Origin of the sequence: Aureimonas sp. OT7 (assembly GCF_014844055.1) — a bacterium.
Lineage (GTDB): Bacteria > Pseudomonadota > Alphaproteobacteria > Rhizobiales > Rhizobiaceae > Aureimonas > Aureimonas altamirensis_A.
On the sequence record NZ_CP062167.1, the window covers coordinates 1,562,112 to 1,583,200 of the forward strand.

At 64.4% G+C, this 21,089-nt stretch carries 22 protein-coding genes and 2 pseudogenes; 18 read left to right on the forward strand and 6 right to left on the reverse strand.

Translation table 11 applies throughout. The features are described 5' to 3' along the window. The first annotated feature begins 193 nt into the window (after positions 1-193). From IGS74_RS07500 to mnhG, 7 genes are read left to right on the forward strand one after another with little or no spacing between them, the layout of a single operon-like run. A complete protein-coding gene (locus tag IGS74_RS07500; protein WP_192390457.1) occupies positions 194-2,572 on the forward strand; it encodes a putative monovalent cation/H+ antiporter subunit A in 2,379 nt (792 codons plus the stop codon). Beyond that, positions 2,569-2,985 (forward strand): Na(+)/H(+) antiporter subunit B, encoded by a 417-nt coding sequence (locus IGS74_RS07505; protein WP_039188888.1) that lies wholly within the window; start codon positions 2,569-2,571, stop codon positions 2,983-2,985. Before IGS74_RS07500 ends, IGS74_RS07505 begins: the two co-directional genes overlap by 4 nt. Continuing rightward, positions 2,985-3,362 (forward strand): Na+/H+ antiporter subunit C, encoded by a 378-nt coding sequence (locus tag IGS74_RS07510; RefSeq protein WP_039188889.1) that lies wholly within the window; start codon positions 2,985-2,987, stop codon positions 3,360-3,362. The genes IGS74_RS07505 and IGS74_RS07510 overlap by 1 nt, the downstream gene beginning before the upstream one ends. 23 nt (positions 3,363-3,385) lie before the next feature. After that, positions 3,386-5,068, forward strand: coding sequence for a proton-conducting transporter membrane subunit (locus tag IGS74_RS07515; RefSeq protein ID WP_246723127.1), 1,683 nt, complete (start codon positions 3,386-3,388; stop codon positions 5,066-5,068). Next, the gene (locus IGS74_RS07520) at positions 5,065-5,538 is read left to right on the forward strand and encodes a Na+/H+ antiporter subunit E (protein ID WP_192390459.1); all 474 of its coding nucleotides are present in this window, start codon (positions 5,065-5,067) and stop codon (positions 5,536-5,538) included. Before IGS74_RS07515 ends, IGS74_RS07520 begins: the two co-directional genes overlap by 4 nt. Then, the gene (locus tag IGS74_RS07525; protein ID WP_192390460.1) at positions 5,535-5,924 is read left to right on the forward strand and encodes a cation:proton antiporter; all 390 of its coding nucleotides are present in this window, start codon (positions 5,535-5,537) and stop codon (positions 5,922-5,924) included. Before IGS74_RS07520 ends, IGS74_RS07525 begins: the two co-directional genes overlap by 4 nt. Further along, positions 5,921-6,289 carry a monovalent cation/H(+) antiporter subunit G gene (gene mnhG / locus IGS74_RS07530; RefSeq protein WP_192390461.1) on the forward strand — a complete coding sequence of 123 codons (369 nt, stop codon included), beginning with the start codon at positions 5,921-5,923 and terminating at the stop codon, positions 6,287-6,289. Before IGS74_RS07525 ends, mnhG begins: the two co-directional genes overlap by 4 nt. On the opposite strand, the gene cysQ is transcribed toward mnhG, so the two are convergent. Then, complete coding sequence (gene cysQ / locus IGS74_RS07535) at positions 6,281-7,084, reverse strand: 3'(2'),5'-bisphosphate nucleotidase CysQ (RefSeq protein ID WP_246723058.1); 804 nt, start codon at positions 7,082-7,084, stop codon at positions 6,281-6,283. The two genes, mnhG and cysQ, sit on opposite strands and share 9 nt — an antisense overlap. A 57-nt stretch (positions 7,085-7,141) precedes the next feature. Between cysQ and IGS74_RS07540 the strand changes: the two genes are divergently transcribed. Beyond that, entirely contained in the window at positions 7,142-7,528 is a 387-nt protein-coding gene (locus IGS74_RS07540; RefSeq protein ID WP_192390462.1) for a DUF423 domain-containing protein, read from the forward strand. On the opposite strand, the gene IGS74_RS20460 is transcribed toward IGS74_RS07540, so the two are convergent. From IGS74_RS20460 to IGS74_RS07550, 4 genes and pseudogenes are all read right to left on the reverse strand, one after another. Beyond that, a complete protein-coding gene (locus IGS74_RS20460) occupies positions 7,500-7,937 on the reverse strand; it encodes a hypothetical protein (RefSeq protein ID WP_348641895.1) in 438 nt (145 codons plus the stop codon). The two genes, IGS74_RS07540 and IGS74_RS20460, sit on opposite strands and share 29 nt — an antisense overlap. Positions 7,938-8,033: 96 nt before the next feature. Beyond that, a pseudogene (locus IGS74_RS20465) lies at positions 8,034-8,381 on the reverse strand (hypothetical protein); the annotation flags it as partial. Continuing rightward, a pseudogene (locus tag IGS74_RS20470) lies at positions 8,351-8,668 on the reverse strand (Fic/DOC family N-terminal domain-containing protein); the annotation flags it as partial. The pseudogenes IGS74_RS20465 and IGS74_RS20470, both read right to left, overlap by 31 nt. Positions 8,669-8,716: 48 nt before the next feature. After that, positions 8,717-9,517 carry an ion channel gene (locus IGS74_RS07550; protein ID WP_246723060.1) on the reverse strand — a complete coding sequence of 267 codons (801 nt, stop codon included), beginning with the start codon at positions 9,515-9,517 and terminating at the stop codon, positions 8,717-8,719. A gap of 206 nt (positions 9,518-9,723) precedes the next feature. Here IGS74_RS07550 and IGS74_RS07555 point away from each other — a divergent pair, with 206 nt between their 5' ends. Continuing rightward, complete coding sequence (locus IGS74_RS07555; protein ID WP_192390464.1) at positions 9,724-11,082, forward strand: NAD(P)-dependent oxidoreductase; 1,359 nt, start codon at positions 9,724-9,726, stop codon at positions 11,080-11,082. Positions 11,083-11,095: 13 nt separating this feature from the next. Beyond that, positions 11,096-12,439 carry an NAD-dependent dihydropyrimidine dehydrogenase subunit PreA gene (preA, locus tag IGS74_RS07560; RefSeq protein ID WP_192390465.1) on the forward strand — a complete coding sequence of 448 codons (1,344 nt, stop codon included), beginning with the start codon at positions 11,096-11,098 and terminating at the stop codon, positions 12,437-12,439. A gap of 8 nt (positions 12,440-12,447) precedes the next feature. Here the strand turns inward: preA and IGS74_RS07565 are convergent, their stop codons facing one another. Next, a complete protein-coding gene (locus IGS74_RS07565; protein WP_246723128.1) occupies positions 12,448-13,083 on the reverse strand; it encodes a TetR family transcriptional regulator C-terminal domain-containing protein in 636 nt (211 codons plus the stop codon). Between the two features lie 173 nt (positions 13,084-13,256). Here IGS74_RS07565 and IGS74_RS07570 point away from each other — a divergent pair, with 173 nt between their 5' ends. The 8 genes from IGS74_RS07570 to IGS74_RS07605 all read left to right on the forward strand — a co-directional run bounded on the left by IGS74_RS07570 (position 13,257) and on the right by IGS74_RS07605 (position 21,077). After that, the gene (locus tag IGS74_RS07570; protein ID WP_192390467.1) at positions 13,257-14,525 is read left to right on the forward strand and encodes a Zn-dependent hydrolase; all 1,269 of its coding nucleotides are present in this window, start codon (positions 13,257-13,259) and stop codon (positions 14,523-14,525) included. Continuing rightward, the gene (gene hydA / locus IGS74_RS07575; RefSeq protein WP_192390468.1) at positions 14,522-15,970 is read left to right on the forward strand and encodes a dihydropyrimidinase; all 1,449 of its coding nucleotides are present in this window, start codon (positions 14,522-14,524) and stop codon (positions 15,968-15,970) included. Before IGS74_RS07570 ends, hydA begins: the two co-directional genes overlap by 4 nt. 30 nt (positions 15,971-16,000) lie before the next feature. Then, a complete protein-coding gene (locus tag IGS74_RS07580) occupies positions 16,001-16,780 on the forward strand; it encodes an ABC transporter ATP-binding protein (protein WP_192390469.1) in 780 nt (259 codons plus the stop codon). After that, a complete protein-coding gene (locus IGS74_RS07585) occupies positions 16,773-17,660 on the forward strand; it encodes an ABC transporter permease (RefSeq protein WP_192390470.1) in 888 nt (295 codons plus the stop codon). The genes IGS74_RS07580 and IGS74_RS07585 overlap by 8 nt, the downstream gene beginning before the upstream one ends. Further along, complete coding sequence (locus IGS74_RS07590; protein WP_192390471.1) at positions 17,657-18,508, forward strand: ABC transporter permease; 852 nt, start codon at positions 17,657-17,659, stop codon at positions 18,506-18,508. Before IGS74_RS07585 ends, IGS74_RS07590 begins: the two co-directional genes overlap by 4 nt. A gap of 48 nt (positions 18,509-18,556) precedes the next feature. Then, on the forward strand, positions 18,557-19,555 hold the full coding sequence (locus tag IGS74_RS07595) for an ABC transporter substrate-binding protein (protein ID WP_192390472.1): 999 nt from the start codon (positions 18,557-18,559) through the stop codon (positions 19,553-19,555). A 192-nt stretch (positions 19,556-19,747) separates the two neighbouring features. Next, positions 19,748-20,182 carry a hypothetical protein gene (locus IGS74_RS07600; protein WP_192390473.1) on the forward strand — a complete coding sequence of 145 codons (435 nt, stop codon included), beginning with the start codon at positions 19,748-19,750 and terminating at the stop codon, positions 20,180-20,182. 226 nt (positions 20,183-20,408) lie between these two features. Further along, the gene (locus tag IGS74_RS07605; protein WP_039188912.1) at positions 20,409-21,077 is read left to right on the forward strand and encodes a response regulator transcription factor; all 669 of its coding nucleotides are present in this window, start codon (positions 20,409-20,411) and stop codon (positions 21,075-21,077) included. The last annotated feature ends 12 nt before the right edge of the window (positions 21,078-21,089 follow it).

A 21,089-nucleotide genomic window follows, 5' to 3' on the forward strand; every position in this document is an offset into this window, starting at 1 on the left:
CACGACGCCGCGCGGCCCAGTGGCAATCGCTACCGGGGGCGCCTGCGCGTCTGCATGAAGCCTTCGTGAAAATGACTTGAACGGGTTGAAGAATCGCCGCCGAAATCTAACATGGTGCAAGAACTCGGTGGTCGAGTGAACGCCTCGATCGGGCTGGTTCGCCGCCGGGAAATCCAGACAGGGGAATGGGTGCATGGAAGGACAGACGGGGCAGCTTTTTTACTTGGCTGTCGCTCTTCCTTTTGTTGCAGCTATCATTGCACCGTCAGTTCATAAAATGTTTGGGCGTTTTTCTGCTTATGCCCTGGCTCTTTTCCCTGCTCTTGCATTTGGGCTGATATTTGCCGTCTCGGAGCAGATCCAGGGGCGGGAGATTTTCCTGTTCGGTTTCGATTGGGTGCCGACTTTCGATGTGCGATTTTCCTTCCGCCTCGACGGCTTATCCTATGCCTTTGCGCTGCTGATCCTGGGCATAGGCGCGCTTGTCGTGCTCTATTCAGGCGGCTATCTTTCGAAAAGCGACAAGCTCGGTAGATTTTACTCCTATATATTTCTGTTCATGGGCGCGATGCTGGGTCTCGTGCTTGCCGACGACCTGATGACGCTGTTCATCTTCTGGGAGTTGACGTCGATCACGTCCTTCCTGCTGATCGGTTTCCAACATGAGCGCGAGGCCGCGCGGCGCGGCGCGATCCAGGCTCTGGTGGTTACCGGGACCGGCGCGCTCGCGCTTCTGGCCGGATTCGTCCTGATCCGCGCGACCACCGGCCTGACCTCGATCAGCGAGCTGATCGAGCAGCCGCAAGCGATCTACGAAAGCGGCGCCTACGGGCCGATCCTCATTCTTCTCCTGGCCGGCGCATTTACCAAGTCGGCGCAGATGCCGTTCCATGTCTGGCTGCCGAACGCGATGGAAGCGCCGACGCCGGTGTCGGCCTACCTGCATTCCGCGACCATGGTAAAGGCGGGCATCTACCTTCTGATGCGCTTTTTCCCCGTGATGGGCGAGACGCTGATGTGGGAGGTGGCTCTGGTGAGCGCAGGCAGCATCACCATGGTCATCGGGGCGATCCTGGCGCTGCGGCAGGCCGACGTGAAGCTGATGCTGGCCTACACGACCGTTGCGTCGCTGGGCCTGCTGGTGCTGCTGATCGGCATCGGCTCGGAACTGGCCCTCGAGGCCGCCGTCCTTTACGTGATCGCGCATTCGCTGGCCAAGGCCTGCCTGTTCATGGTGGCCGGCTCTGTCGACCATGGCGCCGGAACGCGCGATATCCGCGCGCTCGGCGGCCTGGCGCGCACCATGCCCTATACATTCGCCGCCGCCCTTCTGGGCGCCGCTGCCATGGGCGGCCTGCCGCCGCTCTTCGGCTTCCTGGCCAAGGAAGAGGTATATGCCGCCGCCTTCCAGGCCGGGCCGCTTCCCTATGCCGGCGCAATGACGCTCGTCACGCTGGTCGGCAACTGCTTCATGTTCGCCACCGTCCTCGTCGTCGCGTGGAAGCCTTTCGTCGGCCCGCTGCCGAGCGGCCTGCGCCGCGCCCACGAAACGTCATTCCTCGTCTGGGCGCCGCCGCTTCTGCTCGGCGTCGTCGGCCTGCTGGCGGGCTTGTTCTCGCAGGTGACGCACCAGTTCATATCCAACCCGATGGCCCCGCCCTCGCTGGACGAGGCGGTCGCCATCACCATCGCGGTCGGCTTCCACTTCGGCGCGCCGCTCGTCCTGTCGGTGGTGACCATCGCCGTCGGCATCCTGATCTACATGAAGTCCAAGGAGGCCCGCGCGCGCATCGCCTCGGTGCTGACCGCCATCGGCTGGGGGCCGGACCGTGGCTTCGACCAGTTTATCCGTGGTCTGATCGTGGCGTCTGCCGCCATCACCAATTTCCTGCAGCCGGGCCGGCTCGACTACTATATGCGGATGACCTTCATCGTCATCATCGGGCTGCTCTGGGTCACCATGATCTCCACCGGCGGCCTGCCCAGCATGCCCGAATGGCCGATGCTGTATTTCTACGAGTGGATGCTGCTCGGCATCCTCGTTCTCGGTGTGGTCGTCGTGGCCGTGGCGCCCAACCGCCTTGCGGCCATGCTGTCGCTTGGCATCCAGGGCCTTGCCGTGGCGCTGCTGTTCCTGCTGCTCGGCGCGCCCGACCTGTCGTTCACGCAGTTCATGGTCGAAATCCTGTCGGTTGCCATCCTCGCCCTCGTCATGACACGGCTGCGCCTGCAGCCGGCCGACCGGCGGCCCTGGCGCGAGGTCGCGCCCGAGCTGCTGCTGGCGGCGCTCGGCGGGGCAGGGCTTGCGCTGTTCCTTATTTCCGTCACCCAGACGACCATGGATACGACGCTGTCGGACTTCTACACCCGCTATTCCTACGTCATCGCGCACGGCCGCAATATCGTGAACGTCATCCTGGTGGACTTCCGCGCCGTGGATACGTTCGGCGAGATCGCCGTAGTGCTGACGACGGGCGCCGCCATCCTGGCGCTGGTGCGGATCCGCGTATCGAAAAAGGACAGGCAGGGCATCAAGAAGAAGAAGCGTCCGGCGGCGGAGGTGCAGCCATGAGAACCGTCATCTTCCGGGTCATGGCGCCCTACCTGACCAGTCTCATGTTCCTGTTCTCGTTGTTCGTGCTGCTGCGCGGCCATAACGAGCCGGGCGGCGGCTTCATCGGCGGCCTCATCGCGGCCTCCGCCATCGCCGTCTACGGTATGGCGGTGGGGGTGGAATCGGTGCGTCGCGCTTTGCATTTCCACCCGATAGCCTATGCCGGCTTCGGCCTGATCATGGCGACACTGGCGGGCTTCGCCTCGATCTTCCTCGGCTATCCGTTCATGACCGGGCTCTGGTGGTTCCCCCAGTTCCTCGGCGAGCCGCCCATCTCGACGGCGCTGTTCTTCGACATCGGGGTCTATCTCGTCATCGTCGGATCGATCTCGTCGATCGCCCTCTCGCTCGAAGAGAGGTATGTCGACTGATGGAAATCGCGCTCGCCGTGGTGATCGGCATCATGTTCACCTTCACGATCTACCTGCTCCTGTCGCGCTACATCATCCGGATGCTGCTGGGCGTTGTGCTTCTGGGCAACAGCGTGAACCTGTCCATCTTCGTGTCGGGCCGCATCGGCCCGATCGCCCCGCCGCTGATACCGGGCGGGCTGGACATGCCTCCGATGGCCATTGCCAACGCCGTGCCGCAGGCGCTGGTGCTGACGGCTATCGTCATTTCCTTTTCATTCTTCGTCTTCCTGCTGGTCCTGACCTACCGCGCCTACCAGGACCTGGAAACCGACGACACGCAGGATATGCGCGTCGCGGAGCCCGAGGACGAAGGGCTGCCTCCGCTTGGATACTGACTGAGATGACCGCAACGCAGAGCATGGAAGAGATGATCCGCCAGGCCATGGTCCTGGACCAGTCCAGCCTGGCCGGCTGGCTGCTCATCATGCCGATCCTGATCTGCTTCCTGTTCGGGGCGGGCCTATTGATGCTGCGCCGGCAGATGCACTGGCATCCGCCCGTCGCCGTAACCGGCCTCGTGCTGCTGCTGGTCGCCGATGTCGCGCTGTTCGTCGAGGTCTATCGCGAGGGAACCCTCGCCATGGCCATGGGCGGATGGCGGCCCCCCTACGGCATCTCCTTCGTCGCCGACATGACCAGTGTCCTGTTTCTGACGGTGGCCGGTTTCGTGGGACTTGCCTGCGGCATCTACGCCATCGCCTCCATCGACGAGGAAGAGCGCCGATACGGCTTCTATCCGTTCCTGTTCATGGTGATGGCCGGTGTCTCGGGCGCGTTCCTGACGGGCGACATATTCAACCTCTATGTCTGGTTCGAGGTGATGCTGATCGGGTCCTTCGGCCTGCTCATCCTCGGCTCGGAGCGCGAGCAACTCGACGGCGCGACCAAATATTGCTTCCTGAACCTCATCGGGGCCACCGTCTTCCTCTTGACGACCGGCTATCTCTACGGTGTGTTCGGCACACTCAACATGGCCGAGATCGCCGTGAAGGCCGCCGCCTTCGAGGGCAATGGCACGCTGCTGACCATAGGCGCGCTCTACCTCGTCGCCTTTTCCATGAAGGCGGCCGCCTTCCCGTTGAACTTCTGGCTGCCGGCGTCCTACCATACACCCCGCTTCGTCGTGTCGGCGCTGTTCGCGGGCCTTCTGACCAAGGTCGGCATCTATGCGCTGATGCGGGTGCAATTGATGCTCTTCCCGCCGGAGCGTGTCGGCCTCGGCATCCTGATCGCCTGGGTGGCGGGACTGACGATGATGGCGGGCGCGCTCGGCGCATTGGCGCAGAGCGACCTCCGGCGCATGTTGAACTACGTAGTGATCGCCGGCATCGGCACCATCATGGCCGGCATGGCGATCCCGCCTTTTCTGGAAAGCACCACGACGACGGTTACCACCGGCGCGGCCAGCGTGCTGCGCGACGGCAGCCTGAACGATAGCGGCGAGGTTCTGTCGACGCTTGTCACGGGCGTTTCGGGCGCGATCTACTATGCCATCCACTCCATCGTGGTGATGACGGCCCTGTACCTTGCCGCCGGCGTCGCGGCCTTCCGCAACGGGTCGTCGTCGCTGCACGAGATGGGCGGGCTGTGGCGCCGCAACCCGATCTTCTCGGTCATGTTCCTGGTTCTCTTCCTGGCCGTCGCCGGGCTTCCGCCCTTCTCGGGCTTCTGGCCGAAGATGCTGCTGGTCCGCGCCACCATTGCCGCCGACATGCCATGGCTGACCGCTGCCATCCTGGTGTCGGGGCTCCTGATTACCATTGCCTGCATGCGCGCCTTTGCCCTGGCCTTCTGGCGTCCGCTGCCGGCCATGGCCGCTGCCCAGGACGTGGGCGAGGCGAAGCAGATCGCCGAGGAAACCTTCCGCGCCCCGCCGCCGGGCACGCCGCTGGCGCTGGTGCCGCTTGTGGCGCTGTGCATCTTCGTCGTCGTCGCCGGCGTCTGGCCCGAGTGGCTGGCGGAGTTCAGCTTCCAGGCGGCTGCCGATCTTCTGGAGCCGCAGGGCTATCTGTCGTCCGTTCTGGGTGAGGTGACGCCATGACGCTCTTCGTCGTCAATATCGTTCTTGCCCTCGTCTGGGTCATCGTAACCGCCACGTTCAGCCTGGCCAACCTGTTGTTCGGCTTTTTCCTGTCGGCCTTCACGCTTGGCCTGATCCGCGAGCAGATCGGTACGGGCGGCTATCTGCGCCGAGGGCAACGGGTGGCTTCGCTGTTCCTGTACCTCGTGTCGGAGATATTCCTGTCGGCTTGGCGGGTTGCCGTGTCGGCACTGAAGCCCAAGCTCGATCTCAAGCCCGGTGTCTTCGTGTACCGAATGATGGTGGACCGCGACTACGAGATTGCGATGCTGGCGGGCCTGGTGGGGCTGACGCCGGGATCGCTGGTGCTGGACGTATCGGAAGATCATTCGACGCTTTACGTCCATGCGCTCGACTGCACCGATCCGGATGCCGAGCGACGCAGGATCGCCCGCGGCTTCGAACGCAAGCTCCTGGAGGCGCTGCGATGACCTTTCTGGAATTCTCGGAAATCGTCCTCGACGGGGCCTTGTCCATGGCCCTCCTGTTCATCGGCGTGGCCTTCGCGCTGACCATCTTCCGCATCTTCAAGGGGCCGACCCTGCCGGATCGCGTTCTGGGGCTCGATGTCCTGACGGCGGGTTCCATCGGCTTCATTGCCATCATCGGCATCGACACGGGCTTTACCCTGTACGTGGATGTGGCGATCGCTCTCGGCCTCGTCGGCTTCCTTGCGACCATCTCGTTCGCCCGCTTCATCATGGTGCGCGGCGACACGGAGCGCTCGCCGGTGCAGCAGGACAAGACGGACGAGGAAGACGAAGCCGACCACAAGCATGTCCGACAGCCCATCGGGCGGACGGAGGTTCTGCGATGAGCGGGCTCGGCAACATCATCGCGGCCTTGTTCGTGGTCGCGGGCGCGGGCTTCACCATGGTCGCCGCCATCGGGATCGTCCGATTTCCGGATTTCTACACGCGCATCCACGCGGCGGCAAAGGCCGGCACCGTGGGATCGGTGCTGATGCTTGTGGCGCTGGCGATCGTATCCAACGAGACGGCAGAGGTGCTGCGGGCCATCGCCGCCATCATCTTCTTCCTGATGACGGCCCCGATCTCGGCCCATCTTCTGGGCAAGGCGGCGCAGTCGGCAGGCTATCGCATGGGAACGGAATCGATCCGCGACGAGCGGAACCAGCTGCAGCCACGCGAGATAGACGAGGCCGACACCCTGTCAGGCTGAGGGGCTGGCGCCATAGGCGACGAAGGGTGGATTGGCAAAGCCGCGACGCCCGATTTCCGCGTGCTTGCCATAGCGCAGAGGCCTGCCTTCGAGCGTCTCGACGTGCCCGCCCGCGCCCACCAGCACGGCTTCGGCGGCGGCCGTGTCCCATTCCATAGTGGTGCCGAGGCAGGGATATAGGTCCGCGGCGCCCTCCGCGATCCGGCAGAATTTGAGCGAAGACCCCATGGGTACGATCTCGGCAGGCTTGCGCCCTTCAAGATAGGTGTCCGTCTGCGGCGTGCGATGCGAACGGCTGACAAGCGCCGTCATGCCACCCTCGGGTGGCCGCCGCGCGGCGATTGCCTTAGGCGAATGGGCGCCGGCGCGCCATCGAAGGGCTGTGCCGGGCAGGCCGCCGAAGCTTTCGCCCGTGGCGGGAACGTGGACCATGCCCACGACCGGCCGTCCGTCGACGACGTAGGCTATGTTGACGGTGAACTCGTCGCGCCCCGCGACGAATTCGCGTGTGCCGTCGAGGGGGTCGATCAGAAAGAAGCCGTCATGCGTGGCGCAACCGGAAAGGCCCTCGCTGCAGGCTTCCTCGGCGATGTAGGGAATTGCAGGAAAAGCGGCAGCCAGGCTTTCGACGATGATGCGCTCGGCCTCGCGGTCGGCGGCGGTGACGGGCGAGGCGTCCGGCTTGGTTTCGGTGACGCAACCCGCCTCGCGGATATGCAGTATGGCCTGCCCGGCCGCCTCGGCCGCCGCCTTGAAGATCTCCATCATGTGGAAAGCGTCTGCCTGCCCGCTCATGCTGTACACCCACGCTGTCCTTGGATACTTCCTGCGGGACTTGGTAGGACGAAGTCAATGAAACAGTCTCATCCCGACGCCGCAAGCGCGACACTTCTGGTCTTCGCCGGCCTGTTCGGGGCGGCGGGTACCGCCGGCGCCGCCTATGCCGCCCATGCCACGGCATCGCCGCTCGCCGCGGTTGCAGCGGCGATCGCCTTCGTGCATGGACCGGCCTTGCTGGCGCTGGCCCTGGCACCGCCATCCATGATCGCGGCGCGCGCCGTACCCGGCGCCATGATGATCGCCGGCGTGCTGCTGTTTTCCGGGGACCTCGCAACACGCATCGTCACGGGGGGCCGGCTCTTTGCCAATGCCGCGCCAAGCGGCGGCATGATGCTGATGGCCGGCTGGCTGGCCCTTGCCGTCTGCGCCGTCATCGCATTCCTGCGTCGGCCTCGGTGAAGCGGCGGTCCGACAGCAACGAAAGCAGGCGCGGATTTATGTAAAGACGTTCGCGCCCGGCAATGCGCTCTTCCAGAATGCCGGCTTCCGACAGGGCCTTGAGATAGGTGGAGGCCGTCTGTCGCCGGGCGATACCGGCCTCCACGACGTCTGCTATCCGGCAATAGGGGTTGACGAAGATCAGCTCGGCAAAGTCGCGAGAGTAGATTTTCGGCGTGTCGGCCCGCATTCGGACGGCCGTGTCTTCCAGCAGTTGGCGGATCTCCATAATCTTGCGCGTCGACCAGCGAGCAGTTGTCTCGACCGCTTCGATTATGAAAAGGACTAACCCCTGCCAATCGCCCTTGGTCGTCACGTCGAGAAGGAGGTCGTAGTAATGGCGCTTGTTTTGGATGATATGGCCGCTCAAGTAGAGCACGGGGATGTCCAGCAGGCCTCTTTCCACGAGATACAAAAGGTTGAGAATCCGGCCGGTACGCCCGTTTCCGTCGATGAACGGATGGATCGCCTCGAACTGGTAGTGCATGACGGCCATGCGAATGAGCGGGTCGAGCGTTCCTTCCGCGTGCAGGAAGCGCTCCCAGTCGGCCAGCTTGTCGCGGATGATGGCAGCGCCCTCAGCGGCGTGTAGATGACCCGTCCGGTATTGTCGTTTACCAGCCGGGTGCCCGGCGTCGCGCGAAGGTCGATATCGCTGGCCTTGATGATACGACAGATTTCTACTGCGGTGCGTGTCGCCAGGGGGCGATCGGCAAGGGAGCGATAGCCCATTGAAAGTGCAGAACGATACCGTAGCGTTTCCTTTGTCGCCGCATCGGTGTCGCTTCCGTCGCCTTTTGCGAAGCGGAACAATTTGTCGGTGGTGGTGACGATGTTCTCGATCTCCGAACTTGCCTGCGCTTCCAGCAGGGGGATCGAGTTGATGAGAACCGTTTGGTTTGGGATGAGCAGTCCGGCCATGCGCAGTTCCGCCAATGCCGCCCGGGCCCCTATGCAGGCTCGGAGAACGGCCGGCGTCTCCAGGTCCATTTCCGGCGGAAGGCCAGGAAGTTCGTTGTAGGGCCGGTTCGGATCGAAGCTCATGTCGAAAGAATCCTGATTTTTCGACATATCCGTCGAATATGTCGATTGCATCGACATATCGCAAAAACGTGTCGATGAAATCGCATTTCATCGACATGAGGATACCTAGTCCTGCCCCTCGTCGGGAATTTTCAAAAGATGGCCGCAGGCCTTGCAATGGACGGCATCGGGATCGTGTCGTGACAGGCCGCATTGCGGGCAGGGAAACGTTACCTTGTGCGGGCGGAACAACGCCTGCGCCAGGCGTACGAACAGCGAGATGCCGATCAGCATCGTCACGATGGACGTCAGCTTGCCGGCGGGACCGGGCAGGATGATGTCGCCGTATCCGGTGGTCGTGACGCTGGTAACCGTGAAGTACAGCGCATCGATGTAGCCCGTCAGGCCCGATCCGTCGCGGAAGAAGAAGGTATAGATGAAGCTTGTGGCGACGAAGAGAAAGGTGGTCAGGTTCACTACCGCGCGTCCGGCATCCTCCCACTCTTCCAGTCCATGCCGGTGGAGGGGGCGCCACAGGGCGCCGCTGCGCGAGACGGTCCACAGCCGCAGGATGCGCAGGAAGCCGAGATTGACGAAGATATGGGGGAAGAGCAGCGTCACGAGGATGAATATGTCGACGATCACCGTTGGCTGGCGGATCCACCGGCCGATATCCGTCGAGGCAAGGGCCCGCGCCGTCAGGTCGGCCAGAAGAATCGCCGCGACAGCATAGTCGAGCCACAGGAAGAGCTCCTGATCCCGCAGGACGGGCGCGGCTATGAAGAAGGCGATGATGACGAAATCGACGATGATCATCGTCGTCTGGAACCGCTGCGCGTTGCGCGACCGCCCATGATACAGGCGCCTCAACCAGTCTCGAAGGCCCTCGAGACCGTCTCTCCGCTCCCCGACCGACTGCTCACCCACGGTTTCGTCTCCATTCCGAATCCGGCGGCACCATAGGATGGTGGACGCCTGCCGTCGAAACATTCGTGCAATGGCAATAAATTAGGCATATCTTGCTGCAGTGCGATAATTCGTCATTCTTTGATCGCTTGGTCAAAATCATTGTTGACGCGATCCCGAATCTGGACCCATTCTAGGTTGGAACGGTTCAAGGGAGATCGACCCGCATGAACGAGCTTCCCCCCTATCGCCCCGATATCGCGGCCGGCCGCCTCGCGCCGGACGCGCTGGCGTCGAACTTTTCGGACATCCATCCGCCGCTGGAGCGTCATGAGGCGGCGGTGGAATCCGACCGATGCTACTTCTGCTACGATGCGCCCTGCATGCAGGCCTGCCCCACCGGCATCGACATTCCGCTCTTCATCCGGCAGATCCAGTCCGGCAACCCGCTGGGCGCGGCCCGCACCATCCTGTCCGAGAACATTCTGGGCGGCATGTGTGCCCGCGTCTGTCCCACCGAAACCCTCTGCGAGGAAGCCTGTGTGCGCGAAGCCGCCGAGGGCAAGCCGGTGAAGATCGGCCTGCTGCAGCGCTACGCCACCGATGCGATGATGGATACCGGCCGGCAGCCGTTTCAGCGCGCGGAGCCGACCGGGCGGCGCGTGGCCGTCGTGGGAGCGGGTCCGGCCGGCCTGTCCTGTGCGCACCGCCTCGCCATGCTTGGCCATGACGTAACCCTTTTCGATGCGCGCCCGAAGCCGGGAGGGCTCAACGAATATGGCATCGCCGCCTATAAGGCGACCGAGGATTTCGCCGCCATCGAGGCCGACTTCGTCCTGTCGATCGGCGGCATTACCTTGAAAACAGGCATGGCGCTGGGCAGGGATATCCACCTGGACGAGTTGCGGCGCAGCCATGATGCGGTGTTCCTGGGGCTCGGTCTTTCGGGCGTGCGGGCGCTGGAGGCCGAGGGAGCCGGCGCCAGTGGCGACGCCGATGCCGTCTCCTGGATCGCCGAGCTGCGCCAGACGGCGAATTTGGGCGATATCCCGGTCGGGCGGCGCGTCGTGGTCATCGGCGGCGGCATGACCGCCATCGATGTCGCCGTACAGGCGAAAGCGCTGGGTGCTGAGGAGGTGACCCTGGCCTATCGCAGGGGCCGCGATGCCATGAATGCCAGCCGATACGAACAGGAGATCGCGGCCAACCGCGGCGTCCGCATCCTGTGCGACGTGATGCCGAAGCGCCTTCTGGTGCAGGGTGACGTGGTGTGTGGCATCGAGCTGGAACGCACCCATACCGTGGAGGGCGTATTCGGCGGCACCGGCGAGACGCTGGCGCTGCAGGCGGACCAAATCTTCAAGGCCATCGGCCAGACCTTCGTGCTGGAAGGCGTGGCCGTGGAGTCCCTGCCGCCCATGCGGGGCGGACGCATCGCCGTGGACGAGGAAAGACGCACGGGCCTCGACGGCGTCTGGGCCGGCGGCGACTGCATCTTCGGGGGACAGGACCTTACCGTGGCCGCCGTGGAAGACGGCAAGCTGGCCGCCCTGTCCATTCATCGCGCCCTTCTGGCGCAGGCTTGAGGGAGACCGGACCATGGCCGATCTTGCTACGGAATTTCTGGGTATCCGCTCTCCCAACCCCTTCTGGCTGGCATCCGCGCCGCCCACCGACAAGGAATACAACGTCCAGCGCGCCTTCGAGGCCGGATGGGGCGGCGTCGTGTGGAAGACGCTGGGGGAAGGGCGGCCCGTCGTCAACGTGAACGGGCCCCGCTATGGCGCGGTCCACGGACCCGACCGCCGATTGCTCGGCCTCAACAATATCGAGCTGATCACCGACCGCGAACTCGATCTCAATCTGGAGGAGATCGCCCGGGTCAAGCGCAACTGGCCGGATCGCGCCTTGATCGTTTCGCTGATGGTGCCCTGCGAGGAGGAGAGCTGGAAGGCCATCCTGGCGCGCGTGGCCGATACGGGCTGTGACGGGGTGGAACTGAACTTCGGCTGCCCCCATGGCATGAGCGAGCGCGGCATGGGCTCGGCCGTGGGGCAGGTGCCCGAATATATCGAGATGGTCGCGCGGTGGTGCAAGCAGCACTCGAAGCTGCCCGTCATCGTCAAGCTGACGCCTAATATCACCGACATCCGCTACCCGGCACGCGCTGCGCGGCGTGGAGGGGCCGATGCCGTCTCCCTGATCAACACGATCTCGTCCATCGTCAGCGTCGATCTGGACAATTTCGCACCGACGCCCACCATCGACGGCAAGGGCAGCCATGGCGGCTATTGCGGCCCGGCGGTAAAGCCCATTGCCCTCAACATGGTGGCCGAGATCGCACGCGACCGCGAGACCTGGGGCATGCCGATCTCCGGTATCGGCGGCGTCACGACCTGGCGGGACGCCGCGGAGTTCATCGCGCTCGGCTGCGGCACGGTCCAGGTCTGCACGGCTGCGATGACCTACGGCTTCAAGGTCGTACAGGAAATGGCGACCGGCCTTTCGGAGTGGATGGACGAGAAGGGCTATCGCAACATCGAGGATTTCCGCGGGCGGGCGGTCGGCAACGTCGTCGACTGGCAGTATCTCAACCTCAATTACGTCACGAAGGCGCGGATCGACCAGGCGCTCTGCATCAAATGCGGGCGCTGCCACATCGCCTGCGAGGACACGTCCCACCAGGCCATCACATCGATGGTGGACGGCGCACGCCATTTCGAGGTGATCGATGCGGAATGCGTCGGCTGCAATCTCTGCGTCAATGTCTGCCCGGTCGAGAATTGCATCACCATGGAACGCGCCCACGGGGTCGACCCGCGAACGGGCAAGCCTATTCCCGATGCCTATTCCAACTGGACGGTGCATCCGAACAATCCGATGGCGCGGGAGGCCATGCAGTTCGCACCCGAACCCGTCGTCCTGCCGGATGCCGCCGAGTGACCGGCGCCTCAGCCGGAGCGGGGCCGCAGCCCGTTCATGACCAAAGCGAGCACGTTGCGCGTGGTGCTTTCGCGGAAGGCGGGGTGTTCGGCGCTCTCGCCGACGATGGCCCGTACCTGGACGGCGAAGTCGGCATAATGCTGCGTGATCGCCCAGATCATGAACACCAGATGCACCGGGTCCATCCGCGCCAGTCGCCCTTCATCCATCCACCGTTCGATGATGGCGGCCTTGTCGCCCACCAGCCGGCGCAGCCGCCCGGAAAGGAAGTCGCCGATCACCGGCGCACCATGCAGGATTTCGTTGGCGAACAGGCGGGAAGCCTCGGGCGCGTCAGCCGACATCTGCAGTTTCACCGCGATGTAGCGGGAAAGCTCCGCCTCCGGATCGCCGTCGGCATCCAGGCGCTCCAGCGGATCGAGCCAGATTTCCAGCGTGCGCTCCAGAACGGCCGAGTAGATGTCTTCCTTGCGGCGGAAGTAATAGAGAAGATTCGGCTTCGACATCCCGGCCGCCGTGGCAATGGCGTCCACGGTCGCTGCCTTGAACCCATGGGCCGAAAATACCGGCAGGGCCGCGGCCACGATCATCTCGCGGTTCGCCTGCTGGATGCGCGTCCGTTGCTGCTTTCGCACGCCTTCCATCGCCTCGGCCTTGCCTCCCAGTGCCTTAAGATTTTGCATCGAAATTTGCTGCCGCATAAGTCGGCAGTCGCGCTTGACCGGCCATAAGCGACCTTTTAGCCTCGCTTTTGACCGGGCAGTCAAGAAACGCCGTCCCGACCGGGCCGGACAGGACAATGCAAGGAACGGGTCGCATGAGCCACGCATCCAACCTGCAGGTCGATGGGGATCGCCTGTGGAACGCCCTGATGGACATGGCCGAGATCGGGCCGGGCGTCGCGGGCGGCAATAACCGCCAGACCTTGACGGACGAGGATGCAAGCGGCCGCCGCCTGTTCCAGCGCTGGTGCGAAGAGGCGGGGATGCGCGTCGCGGTGGACTCGATGGGCAACATGTTCGCCGAGCGGCCGGGAGAGGATGCCGATGCGGCGCCCGTCTATCTCGGCAGCCATCTCGACACCCAGCCGACGGGCGGTCGCTACGACGGCGTCCTCGGCGTTCTCGGCGCGCTGGAAGTGGTCCGCAGCCTGAACGACATGAATATCCGGACGCGCCGCCCCATCGTCGTGACGAACTGGACCAACGAGGAGGGCACGCGCTTTGCGCCGGCCATGCTGGCGTCCGGTGTGTTTGCCGGCGTTCACGAGGAGGAATGGGCCAAGGACAGGGTGGACGCCGCCGGAAAGCGCTTCGGCGACGAGTTGCGGCGCATCGGTTTCGAGGGCGAGGAGAGGGTGGGCGCACGCCAGATCGGCGCCTTCTTCGAACTGCATATCGAACAGGGCCCGATCCTCGAGGATGAGGGGGTCGACATCGGCGTCGTGACGCACGGACAGGGCTTGTACTGGCTGCAGGTGACCTTGACCGGCAGGGAGGCGCACACAGGCTCCACGCCCATGCCCAAGCGGCGCAACGCGGGACTGGGCATGGCCCGCGTGACGGAGATGGTGCACGAGGTGGCGATGGATCACCAGCCGGATGCGGTGGGCGCGATCGGCCATGTGGAGATCTATCCCAACTCCCGCAACATCATCGTGGGCAGGGCGGTCTTCACCATCGACATCCGCTCTCCCGACAGGGATACGCTGGAGGCCATGCGCGCCCGCATCGAGGACGGCATCCACCAGATCGCCGAGGCGATGGATATCGGCGCCGAGACCGAGATCGTCGGACATTTCGACCCGGTGACCTTCGATGCCGGCTGCGTTGCGGCCATCCGCAACGCGGCCGACAAGCTCGGCCTCAGCCATCGCGATATCGTGTCGGGTGCGGGGCACGACGCCTGCTGGATCAACCGCGTGGCGCCGACCGCCATGGTCATGTGTCCTTGTGTCGACGGCCTTTCGCACAACGAGGCCGAGGAAATTACCCGGGATTGGGCGCGCAACGGCGCCAACGTGCTGCTCAACGCCGTCGTCGATACGGCCGGCATCGCCGAGGCGGCGGAGGGAGAAGGCCGATGACCATCGCGATCAAGGGTGGCACCGTGGTAACCGCCGACCGCACATTCCGGGCGGACGTGCTGATCGACGGCGAGCGGATCGCCGCCGTGGGCGAAGGGCTGGACGGCGACGAGGTGGTGGACGCCTCCGGCGCTTACGTGATGCCCGGCGGCATCGATCCGCATACGCATATGGAAATGCCCTTCATGGGCACCCATTCGAGCGACGATTTCGATACGGGAACGGCGGCGGGCCTTGCTGGCGGCACCACGATGACTGTGGATTTCTGCCTGCCCGCACCCGGCCAGAGCCTGATCGACGCCCTGCAGGAGTGGCGCCAGAAGGCAGGCAAGGCGCGCGCCGACTACTCCTTCCACATGGCCATCACATGGTGGGACCGGCAGGTCTTCGAGGAAATGCCGCGCGTCGTGGACGAGGGTATCAACACGTTCAAGCATTTCATGGCGTACAAGGGCGCCCTGATGGTGAACGACGATGAAATGTTCGCCTCGTTCCAGCGCTGCGCCGAGCTGGGCGCGCTGCCGCTCGTCCACGCCGAGAACGGCGACGTCGTCGCCTCGCTGCAGCAGAAGCTTCTGGCCGCCGGCAATAACGGGCCGGAGGCACATGCCTATTCGCGGCCGCCGGAGGTGGAGGGCGAGGCGACCAACCGCGCCATCATGATCGCCGACCAGGCCGGCGTGCCGCTTTATGTCGTGCACGTCTCCTGCGAGGAGAGCCACGAGGCGATCCGCCGGGCGCGGCAGAAGGGCATGCGCGTCTTCGGCGAGCCGCTGATCCAGCACCTCGTGCTCGACGAAAGCGAGTACCAGAACGCCGACTGGGATTACGCGGCGCGGCGTGTGATGTCGCCGCCCTTCCGCGACCGGCGCAACCAGGATTCCCTCTGGGCGGGGCTCTCCAGCGGCTCGCTGCAGGTGGTGGCGACAGACCACTGTGCCTTCACCACCGAGCAGAAGCGGTTCGGTGTCGGCGATTTCACCCGCATCCCCAATGGTACGGGGGGACTGGAAGACCGGCTGCCCGTCCTGTGGACGCGCGGCGTCAACACCGGGCGGCTGACGATGAACGAGTTCGTTGCCGCCACCTCCACCAACATCGCGAAAATCCTGAACATCTACCCGCGCAAGGGCGCGATCCTGCCCGGTGCCGATGCGGACCTGATCGTCTGGGACCCGGAGGCGACCAAGGTGATCTCGGCCGATACGCAGAAATCCGCCATCGATTACAATGTCTTCGAGGGCATCGCGGTGAAGGGCCTGCCGGCGGTCGTCTTTTCCCGAGGCAAGGTCGCCTGCAGGCAAGGGGAGGTGCTGGCCGATACCGGCGACGGGCAGTTCGTGAAACGGCCGGCCAATGCGCCGGTGAACCGGGCCCTTTCCGCGTGGAAAGAGCTGGTCGCGCCGCGCAAGGTCGAGCGCGCCGGCATTCCGGCCGGGGTCTGATCGTCGATGGATGGGGGCTCGGGGCGTGACATGATGGACAGCGTCGTCGGGGCCCGGGACCTCTCCCTGACATTTCAGACGAATGACGGGCCGGTCCACGCGCTGTCCGGTATCGACCTCACCATCCATGAGGGCGAGTTCGTCTCGCTGATCGGTCCGTCCGGCTGCGGCAAGACGACCTTGCTGCGCGTCATCGCCGATCTGGAGCAACCGACGGCCGGTTCCATTACCGTGAACGGCATGTCCCCGGGCGAGGCGCGGCTGGCGCGCGCCTACGGCTATGTCTTTCAGGCCGCCGCGCTGTATCCGTGGCGGACCATAGAGCGCAATGTCGCCCTGCCGCTGGAGGTGATGGGCGTGCCGAAGGCCGAGCGTGTCGAGCGTATCTACCGGAACCTGTCGCTTGTCGGGCTCGACGGCTTCGCCCGCAAGTTCCCCTGGCAGCTGTCCGGCGGCATGCAGCAGCGTGCCTCCATTGCGCGGGCGCTCTCCTTCGACCCGGCGCTGCTCTTGATGGACGAGCCCTTCGGCGCGCTCGACGAGATCGTCCGCGACCGCCTGAACGCGGAATTGCTGCGCCTGTGGGCCAGGACGCGCAAGACGGTCGTCTTCGTCACCCATTCCATTCCGGAAGCGGTGTTCCTGTCGACACGCATCGTGGTGATGAGCCCGCGCCCGGGGCGCATACAGGATATCGTGGATTGCGACCTGGGGGCCGACAGGCCGCTGGATATCCGCGAGACGCCGGAATTCCTGGCCATCGCCCATCGCGTCCGCGAGGGGTTGCGCGCCGGGCACTCCTATGACTAGCGGCGCCTCCTCCCTGCGCGCCGGCGCGGCGCCGATCCTGAGCGTGCTGGTCGTCCTCCTGGCGATCTGGACCCTGGCCGCCATCGCTTTGAACTGGCAGACGACATCGGACCGGCTTGCGCGCGAAAACCCCGCCTATGACACGGCGGCGCTGGTGGCGGCCACCCTGTCGTCCGACCGGCCCATCCTGCCCGCGCCGCACCAGATCGTAGCCGAGATGGCCGGTACGATCTTCGGCGTCCGCCCGTCATCGCCGCGCTCGCTGTTGTTCCACGCCGGGGTCACGCTATCCTCGACATTGGCGGGCTTTATCATGGGGACGCTGCTGGGCATCGCCCTGGCGCTCGGCATCCTCAACTCGCGGACGCTCGACAAGAGCCTGATGCCCTGGATCATCGCCAGCCAGACCATACCGATCCTGGCCATCGCCCCGATGCTGATCGTGGTGCTGAACTCGGTGGGTGTCACCGGGCTGGTGCCAAAGGCGCTCATCTCTACCTATCTTTCGTTTTTCCCCGTCACCGTCGGCATGGTGAAGGGGCTGCGCTCGCCCGACCGCATGCATCTGGACCTCATGCGCACCTATGCGGCCAACACGACGCAACTCCTGTACAAGCTGCGGCTGCCCGCCTCGCTTCCCTTTCTCTTCGCGTCGATGAAGGTGGCCGTCGCCGCCGCGCTGGTGGGCGCCATCGTCGGCGAATTGCCGACAGGGGCGCGCGCAGGGCTCGGCGCGCGCCTGCTTGCCGGCTCCTATTACGGGCAGACCATCCAGATATGGTCCGCTCTGGTCATGGCAGCTTTGATGGCGGGTTGCCTGGTGGCGGCGATCTCCCTTGCCGAGCGGATCGTCCTGTCACGCACGGGACAAGTGCGATGAGCGGCGTTCTGGCGCTTGCCGCCGTCATCGCCGTCGGCGCGGTTTTCCTGTTGCGCTGGCTGTCCGGCATTGCAGCCGGCGCAGGCAGCCGGTTGCTGGATCTGGCCATCCCGCTGATCTTCGGCGCGACACTGCTTCTTTTGTGGGAACTCCTGACGCGCGGCCTCGGCGTACCCGCCGTGCTGCTGCCGCCGCCCAGCCAGATCGGGGCGCGCATCGTCGCTTCCTCCGGCCTGCTCTGGGCCGATTTCGTCCAGACCTTCCTGAAGGCGGTGCTGGTGGGCTACGCCGTCGGTTGCGGCCTGGGCTTCCTGACGGCGCTGGCGGTCGATCGATATCCGTTCCTGAAGCGCGGCCTGCTGCCGCTCGGCAATTTTGCCTCGGCCCTGCCCATCATCGGCGTCGCGCCCATCATGGTGATGTGGTTCGGCTTCGACTGGCCCTCCAAGGCCGCGGTCGTCGTTCTGATGACGTTCTTTCCCATGCTGGTGAACACCGTTGCCGGCCTTGCGGCGGCCGGCCCGATGGAGCGCGACCTGATGCGCACCTATGCCGGCGGCTATTGGCAGACGCTGTGGCGGCTGCGGCTGCCGGCGGCCATGCCCTTCATCTTCAATGCACTCAAGATCAACTCGACGCTCGCGCTGATCGGAGCCATCGTGGCCGAGTTTTTCGGCACGCCCATCGTCGGCATGGGCTTTCGCATCTCGGCCGAGATCGGCAGGCTCAACACCGACATGGTGTGGGCCGAAATCGCCGTGGCAGCGGTGGCCGGCTCGGCATCCTACGCACTTCTGGCCCTGGCCGAACGCCGGGTCACCTTCTGGCATCCCTCGCAACGCATCTGACCCGAGTGTCGCCGGCAGGCGGCGGCCCATCCGAAAAGGAGAAATGGCATGAAGGCAATATTGTCGGGCGGTGTCGCCCTTGCGGTTCTTTTCTCCACGACAGCCGGGTCGCAGGCCGCGGACTCGCTGACGCTGCAGCTCAAATGGGTGACGCAGGGCCAGTTCGCCGGCTACTACGTCGCTCACGACAAGGGTTTCTACGACGAGGCCGGCCTCGACGTCGATATCCTGCCGGGCGGGCCGGACGTCGCGCCGACGCAGGTCATCGCCGGCGGCGGCGCGGATGTTATCGTGGAATGGATGCCTGCGGCCCTCGCCGCGCGCGAACGCGGCGTTCCGCTTGTCAACATCGCCCAGCCTTTCAAGGCATCGGGCATGGAACTGACCTGCCGAAAGGACACCGACATCGCGTCGCCCGCGGACTTCAAGGGCAAGACACTGGGCGTCTGGTTCTCCGGCAACGAGTATCCGTTCCTGTCGTGGATGTCGAAGCTCGGCCTGTCCACCGATGGCGGGGCAGAGGGCGTCACGGTGATCCGGCAGGGCTTCAACGTCGATCCGCTGATCCAGAAGCAGGCGGACTGCATTTCCACGATGAGCTACAACGAATACTGGCAGGTGCTGGATGCCGGCATCCCGGCCGATGAGCTGACGGTCTTCAAGTATCAGGATCAGGGCGTCGCCACGCTGGAGGACGGCCTTTATGCGACCGAGGAGACGCTCGCCGATCCGGAGATGGTCGACGCGCTGGCGCGCTTCGTCAAGGCGACGATGCGCGGCTGGGCCTATGCCGCCGAAAACCCCGACGAAGCCGCGCAGATCGTGCTCGACAACGATATGACGGGCGCACAGACCGAAGAGCACCAGAAGCGCATGGTCGGCGAGGTGATCAAGCTGGTTGGCGACAGCGATGGAACGCTGGATGTCGCCGCTGCGGAAAACACCGTCGCGGTGCTGATGGGCGGCGGCTCGGACCCGGTCATCACCAGGGCGCCCGAAGGCGCCTGGACCTCGACCGTGACCGACAAGATGAAGACCATGCCCTGAAGCACATCAGGCTTCGGGCAATTCCAGCGTAGCGCAAGGCTCGGCCCATGTGGCCGGACCTGCTCAAGCCCGTGGCAAGGTAGATGCCGCATCCTGATCGGCGATTGGTAGAGGGCGGGGTGCCTGTCACCTCGCTCTTTTCATATCTGCGGCCGTCGCCGGACGGCCGCAAGACAGGGGATGCATCCTTCGATGGGTTATCACGCCATGCCGGACCTGAGCGAGAGCAACCCGAACCACGATCGGGAACGCCTGCTGGCCGTTGCGCTTCGCCCGGTCGTCGCCGAGCTGCGCCTCGTCGAGCCGGCCGACTACATCGCCTTCCTGCGCATGGACGTTCCGGGCAACATCCAGGATATCGTCGAATCGTCGAGCCAGCTGCACATGAAGGCCGGCGCCTTGAGCTTTACCTCGTCCGGCGAAGCGCGTCTGACCTGGTCGACACCGCCGGCCATCGATCTCGACCTCCTGTTCCGCGAGGCCGAGACATCGGTGCATTTCAGGCTGACGTTGAAAAGCGGCGGCTCGGTCATCCAGATCGACCATTTCCCGCTTGTGTCGGAAGACGAGACGCAAAGCGCGCAAACCGGACGCCTCAAGCGCGCGCTGGATGCGGCGCGCCTGTAGCCTGTTGCGGAAAAGACTCAATTTCCTTGTCCGGCCCGAAAAAGTGAAGATCGGCCAAAAATTTTCGAAAGCGCGTTAACCGGCCGCTAACCCTTTTCCAGCAATGGTTTGGCTTAGATTACGGAATCGATGTCTGAGTCGCCTAGTGAAATTTGGGGATAGGCGAGATTCCACCTCACCGCGTATCAATAGATCAGGTTCAAGCAAGCTGATTCGGTGAGGTCACATGATCGTTGTCGTAGACAATCGTGAGTTAGTCACGAGCGGTTACAAGTCTCTCCTGAGTGGAGAGGGCGTATCTTCTGCCGGTTTCCATGTATCCGAATTCCAGGACTGGGTCGAAAGCGCATCGGATACTGATGTATCCGCCGTCGAAGCTTTCCTTCTGGGAGATTTTCCGGATCGCGGCGCCGTTACGCGTCTGGTCCGCGCGCGGACCAACGCGCCGCTGATCGCACTGGCGGAGACAAAGGCGCTCAATTCGACTCTGGATCTGTTCGCGGCCGGCATCGACGACGTCGTCGCCAAGCCGGTGCATATCAAGGAGATCCTTGCGCGTGTCGGCGCGATCCGCCGCCGTGACGTGATCGACCGCAACCGGCTCGAGGCGGAAGAAATCTGCGTCTTCAACGATGGCCGGGACGCTGAAGTGGCGGGCGAGCCGCTGGTGCTGCCCCGCCGGGAGCGCCGCATTCTCGAATATCTCGTCGCCAACAAGGGCCGTCGCGTCTCCAAGCAGCAGCTTTTCTCGGCGATCTACGGCATCTTCGACGAGAACGTCGAGGAGAACGTCATCGAAAGCCACATCTCCAAGCTGCGCAAGAAGCTGAAGATGCGTCTTGGCTACGACCCGGTGTCGTCCAAGCGATACCTGGGATACGGCGTGGGCGTGTAAGCCCGTTCCGCA

Excerpts from the sequence above, each read along its gene's own strand:
- IGS74_RS07500 (WP_192390457.1), top strand. The coding sequence starts at position 194 with ATGGAAGGACAGACGGGGCAGCTTTTTTACTTGGCTGTCGCTCTTCCT.
- IGS74_RS07505 (WP_039188888.1), top strand. The coding sequence starts at position 2,569 with ATGAGAACCGTCATCTTCCGGGTCATGGCGCCCTACCTGACCAGTCTC.
- IGS74_RS07510 (WP_039188889.1), top strand. The coding sequence starts at position 2,985 with ATGGAAATCGCGCTCGCCGTGGTGATCGGCATCATGTTCACCTTCACG.
- IGS74_RS07515 (WP_246723127.1), top strand. The coding sequence starts at position 3,386 with ATGGAAGAGATGATCCGCCAGGCCATGGTCCTGGACCAGTCCAGCCTG.
- IGS74_RS07520 (WP_192390459.1), top strand. The coding sequence starts at position 5,065 with ATGACGCTCTTCGTCGTCAATATCGTTCTTGCCCTCGTCTGGGTCATC.
- IGS74_RS07525 (WP_192390460.1), top strand. The coding sequence starts at position 5,535 with ATGACCTTTCTGGAATTCTCGGAAATCGTCCTCGACGGGGCCTTGTCC.
- mnhG (WP_192390461.1), top strand. The coding sequence starts at position 5,921 with ATGAGCGGGCTCGGCAACATCATCGCGGCCTTGTTCGTGGTCGCGGGC.
- cysQ (WP_246723058.1), bottom strand. The coding sequence starts at position 7,084 with ATGAGCGGGCAGGCAGACGCTTTCCACATGATGGAGATCTTCAAGGCG.
- IGS74_RS07540 (WP_192390462.1), top strand. The coding sequence starts at position 7,142 with ATGAAACAGTCTCATCCCGACGCCGCAAGCGCGACACTTCTGGTCTTC.
- IGS74_RS07555 (WP_192390464.1), top strand. The coding sequence starts at position 9,724 with ATGAACGAGCTTCCCCCCTATCGCCCCGATATCGCGGCCGGCCGCCTC.
- preA (WP_192390465.1), top strand. The coding sequence starts at position 11,096 with ATGGCCGATCTTGCTACGGAATTTCTGGGTATCCGCTCTCCCAACCCC.
- IGS74_RS07565 (WP_246723128.1), bottom strand. The coding sequence starts at position 13,083 with ATGGAAGGCGTGCGAAAGCAGCAACGGACGCGCATCCAGCAGGCGAAC.
- IGS74_RS07570 (WP_192390467.1), top strand. The coding sequence starts at position 13,257 with ATGAGCCACGCATCCAACCTGCAGGTCGATGGGGATCGCCTGTGGAAC.
- hydA (WP_192390468.1), top strand. The coding sequence starts at position 14,522 with ATGACCATCGCGATCAAGGGTGGCACCGTGGTAACCGCCGACCGCACA.
- IGS74_RS07580 (WP_192390469.1), top strand. The coding sequence starts at position 16,001 with ATGATGGACAGCGTCGTCGGGGCCCGGGACCTCTCCCTGACATTTCAG.
- IGS74_RS07585 (WP_192390470.1), top strand. The coding sequence starts at position 16,773 with ATGACTAGCGGCGCCTCCTCCCTGCGCGCCGGCGCGGCGCCGATCCTG.
- IGS74_RS07590 (WP_192390471.1), top strand. The coding sequence starts at position 17,657 with ATGAGCGGCGTTCTGGCGCTTGCCGCCGTCATCGCCGTCGGCGCGGTT.
- IGS74_RS07595 (WP_192390472.1), top strand. The coding sequence starts at position 18,557 with ATGAAGGCAATATTGTCGGGCGGTGTCGCCCTTGCGGTTCTTTTCTCC.
- IGS74_RS07600 (WP_192390473.1), top strand. The coding sequence starts at position 19,748 with ATGGGTTATCACGCCATGCCGGACCTGAGCGAGAGCAACCCGAACCAC.
- IGS74_RS07605 (WP_039188912.1), top strand. The coding sequence starts at position 20,409 with ATGATCGTTGTCGTAGACAATCGTGAGTTAGTCACGAGCGGTTACAAG.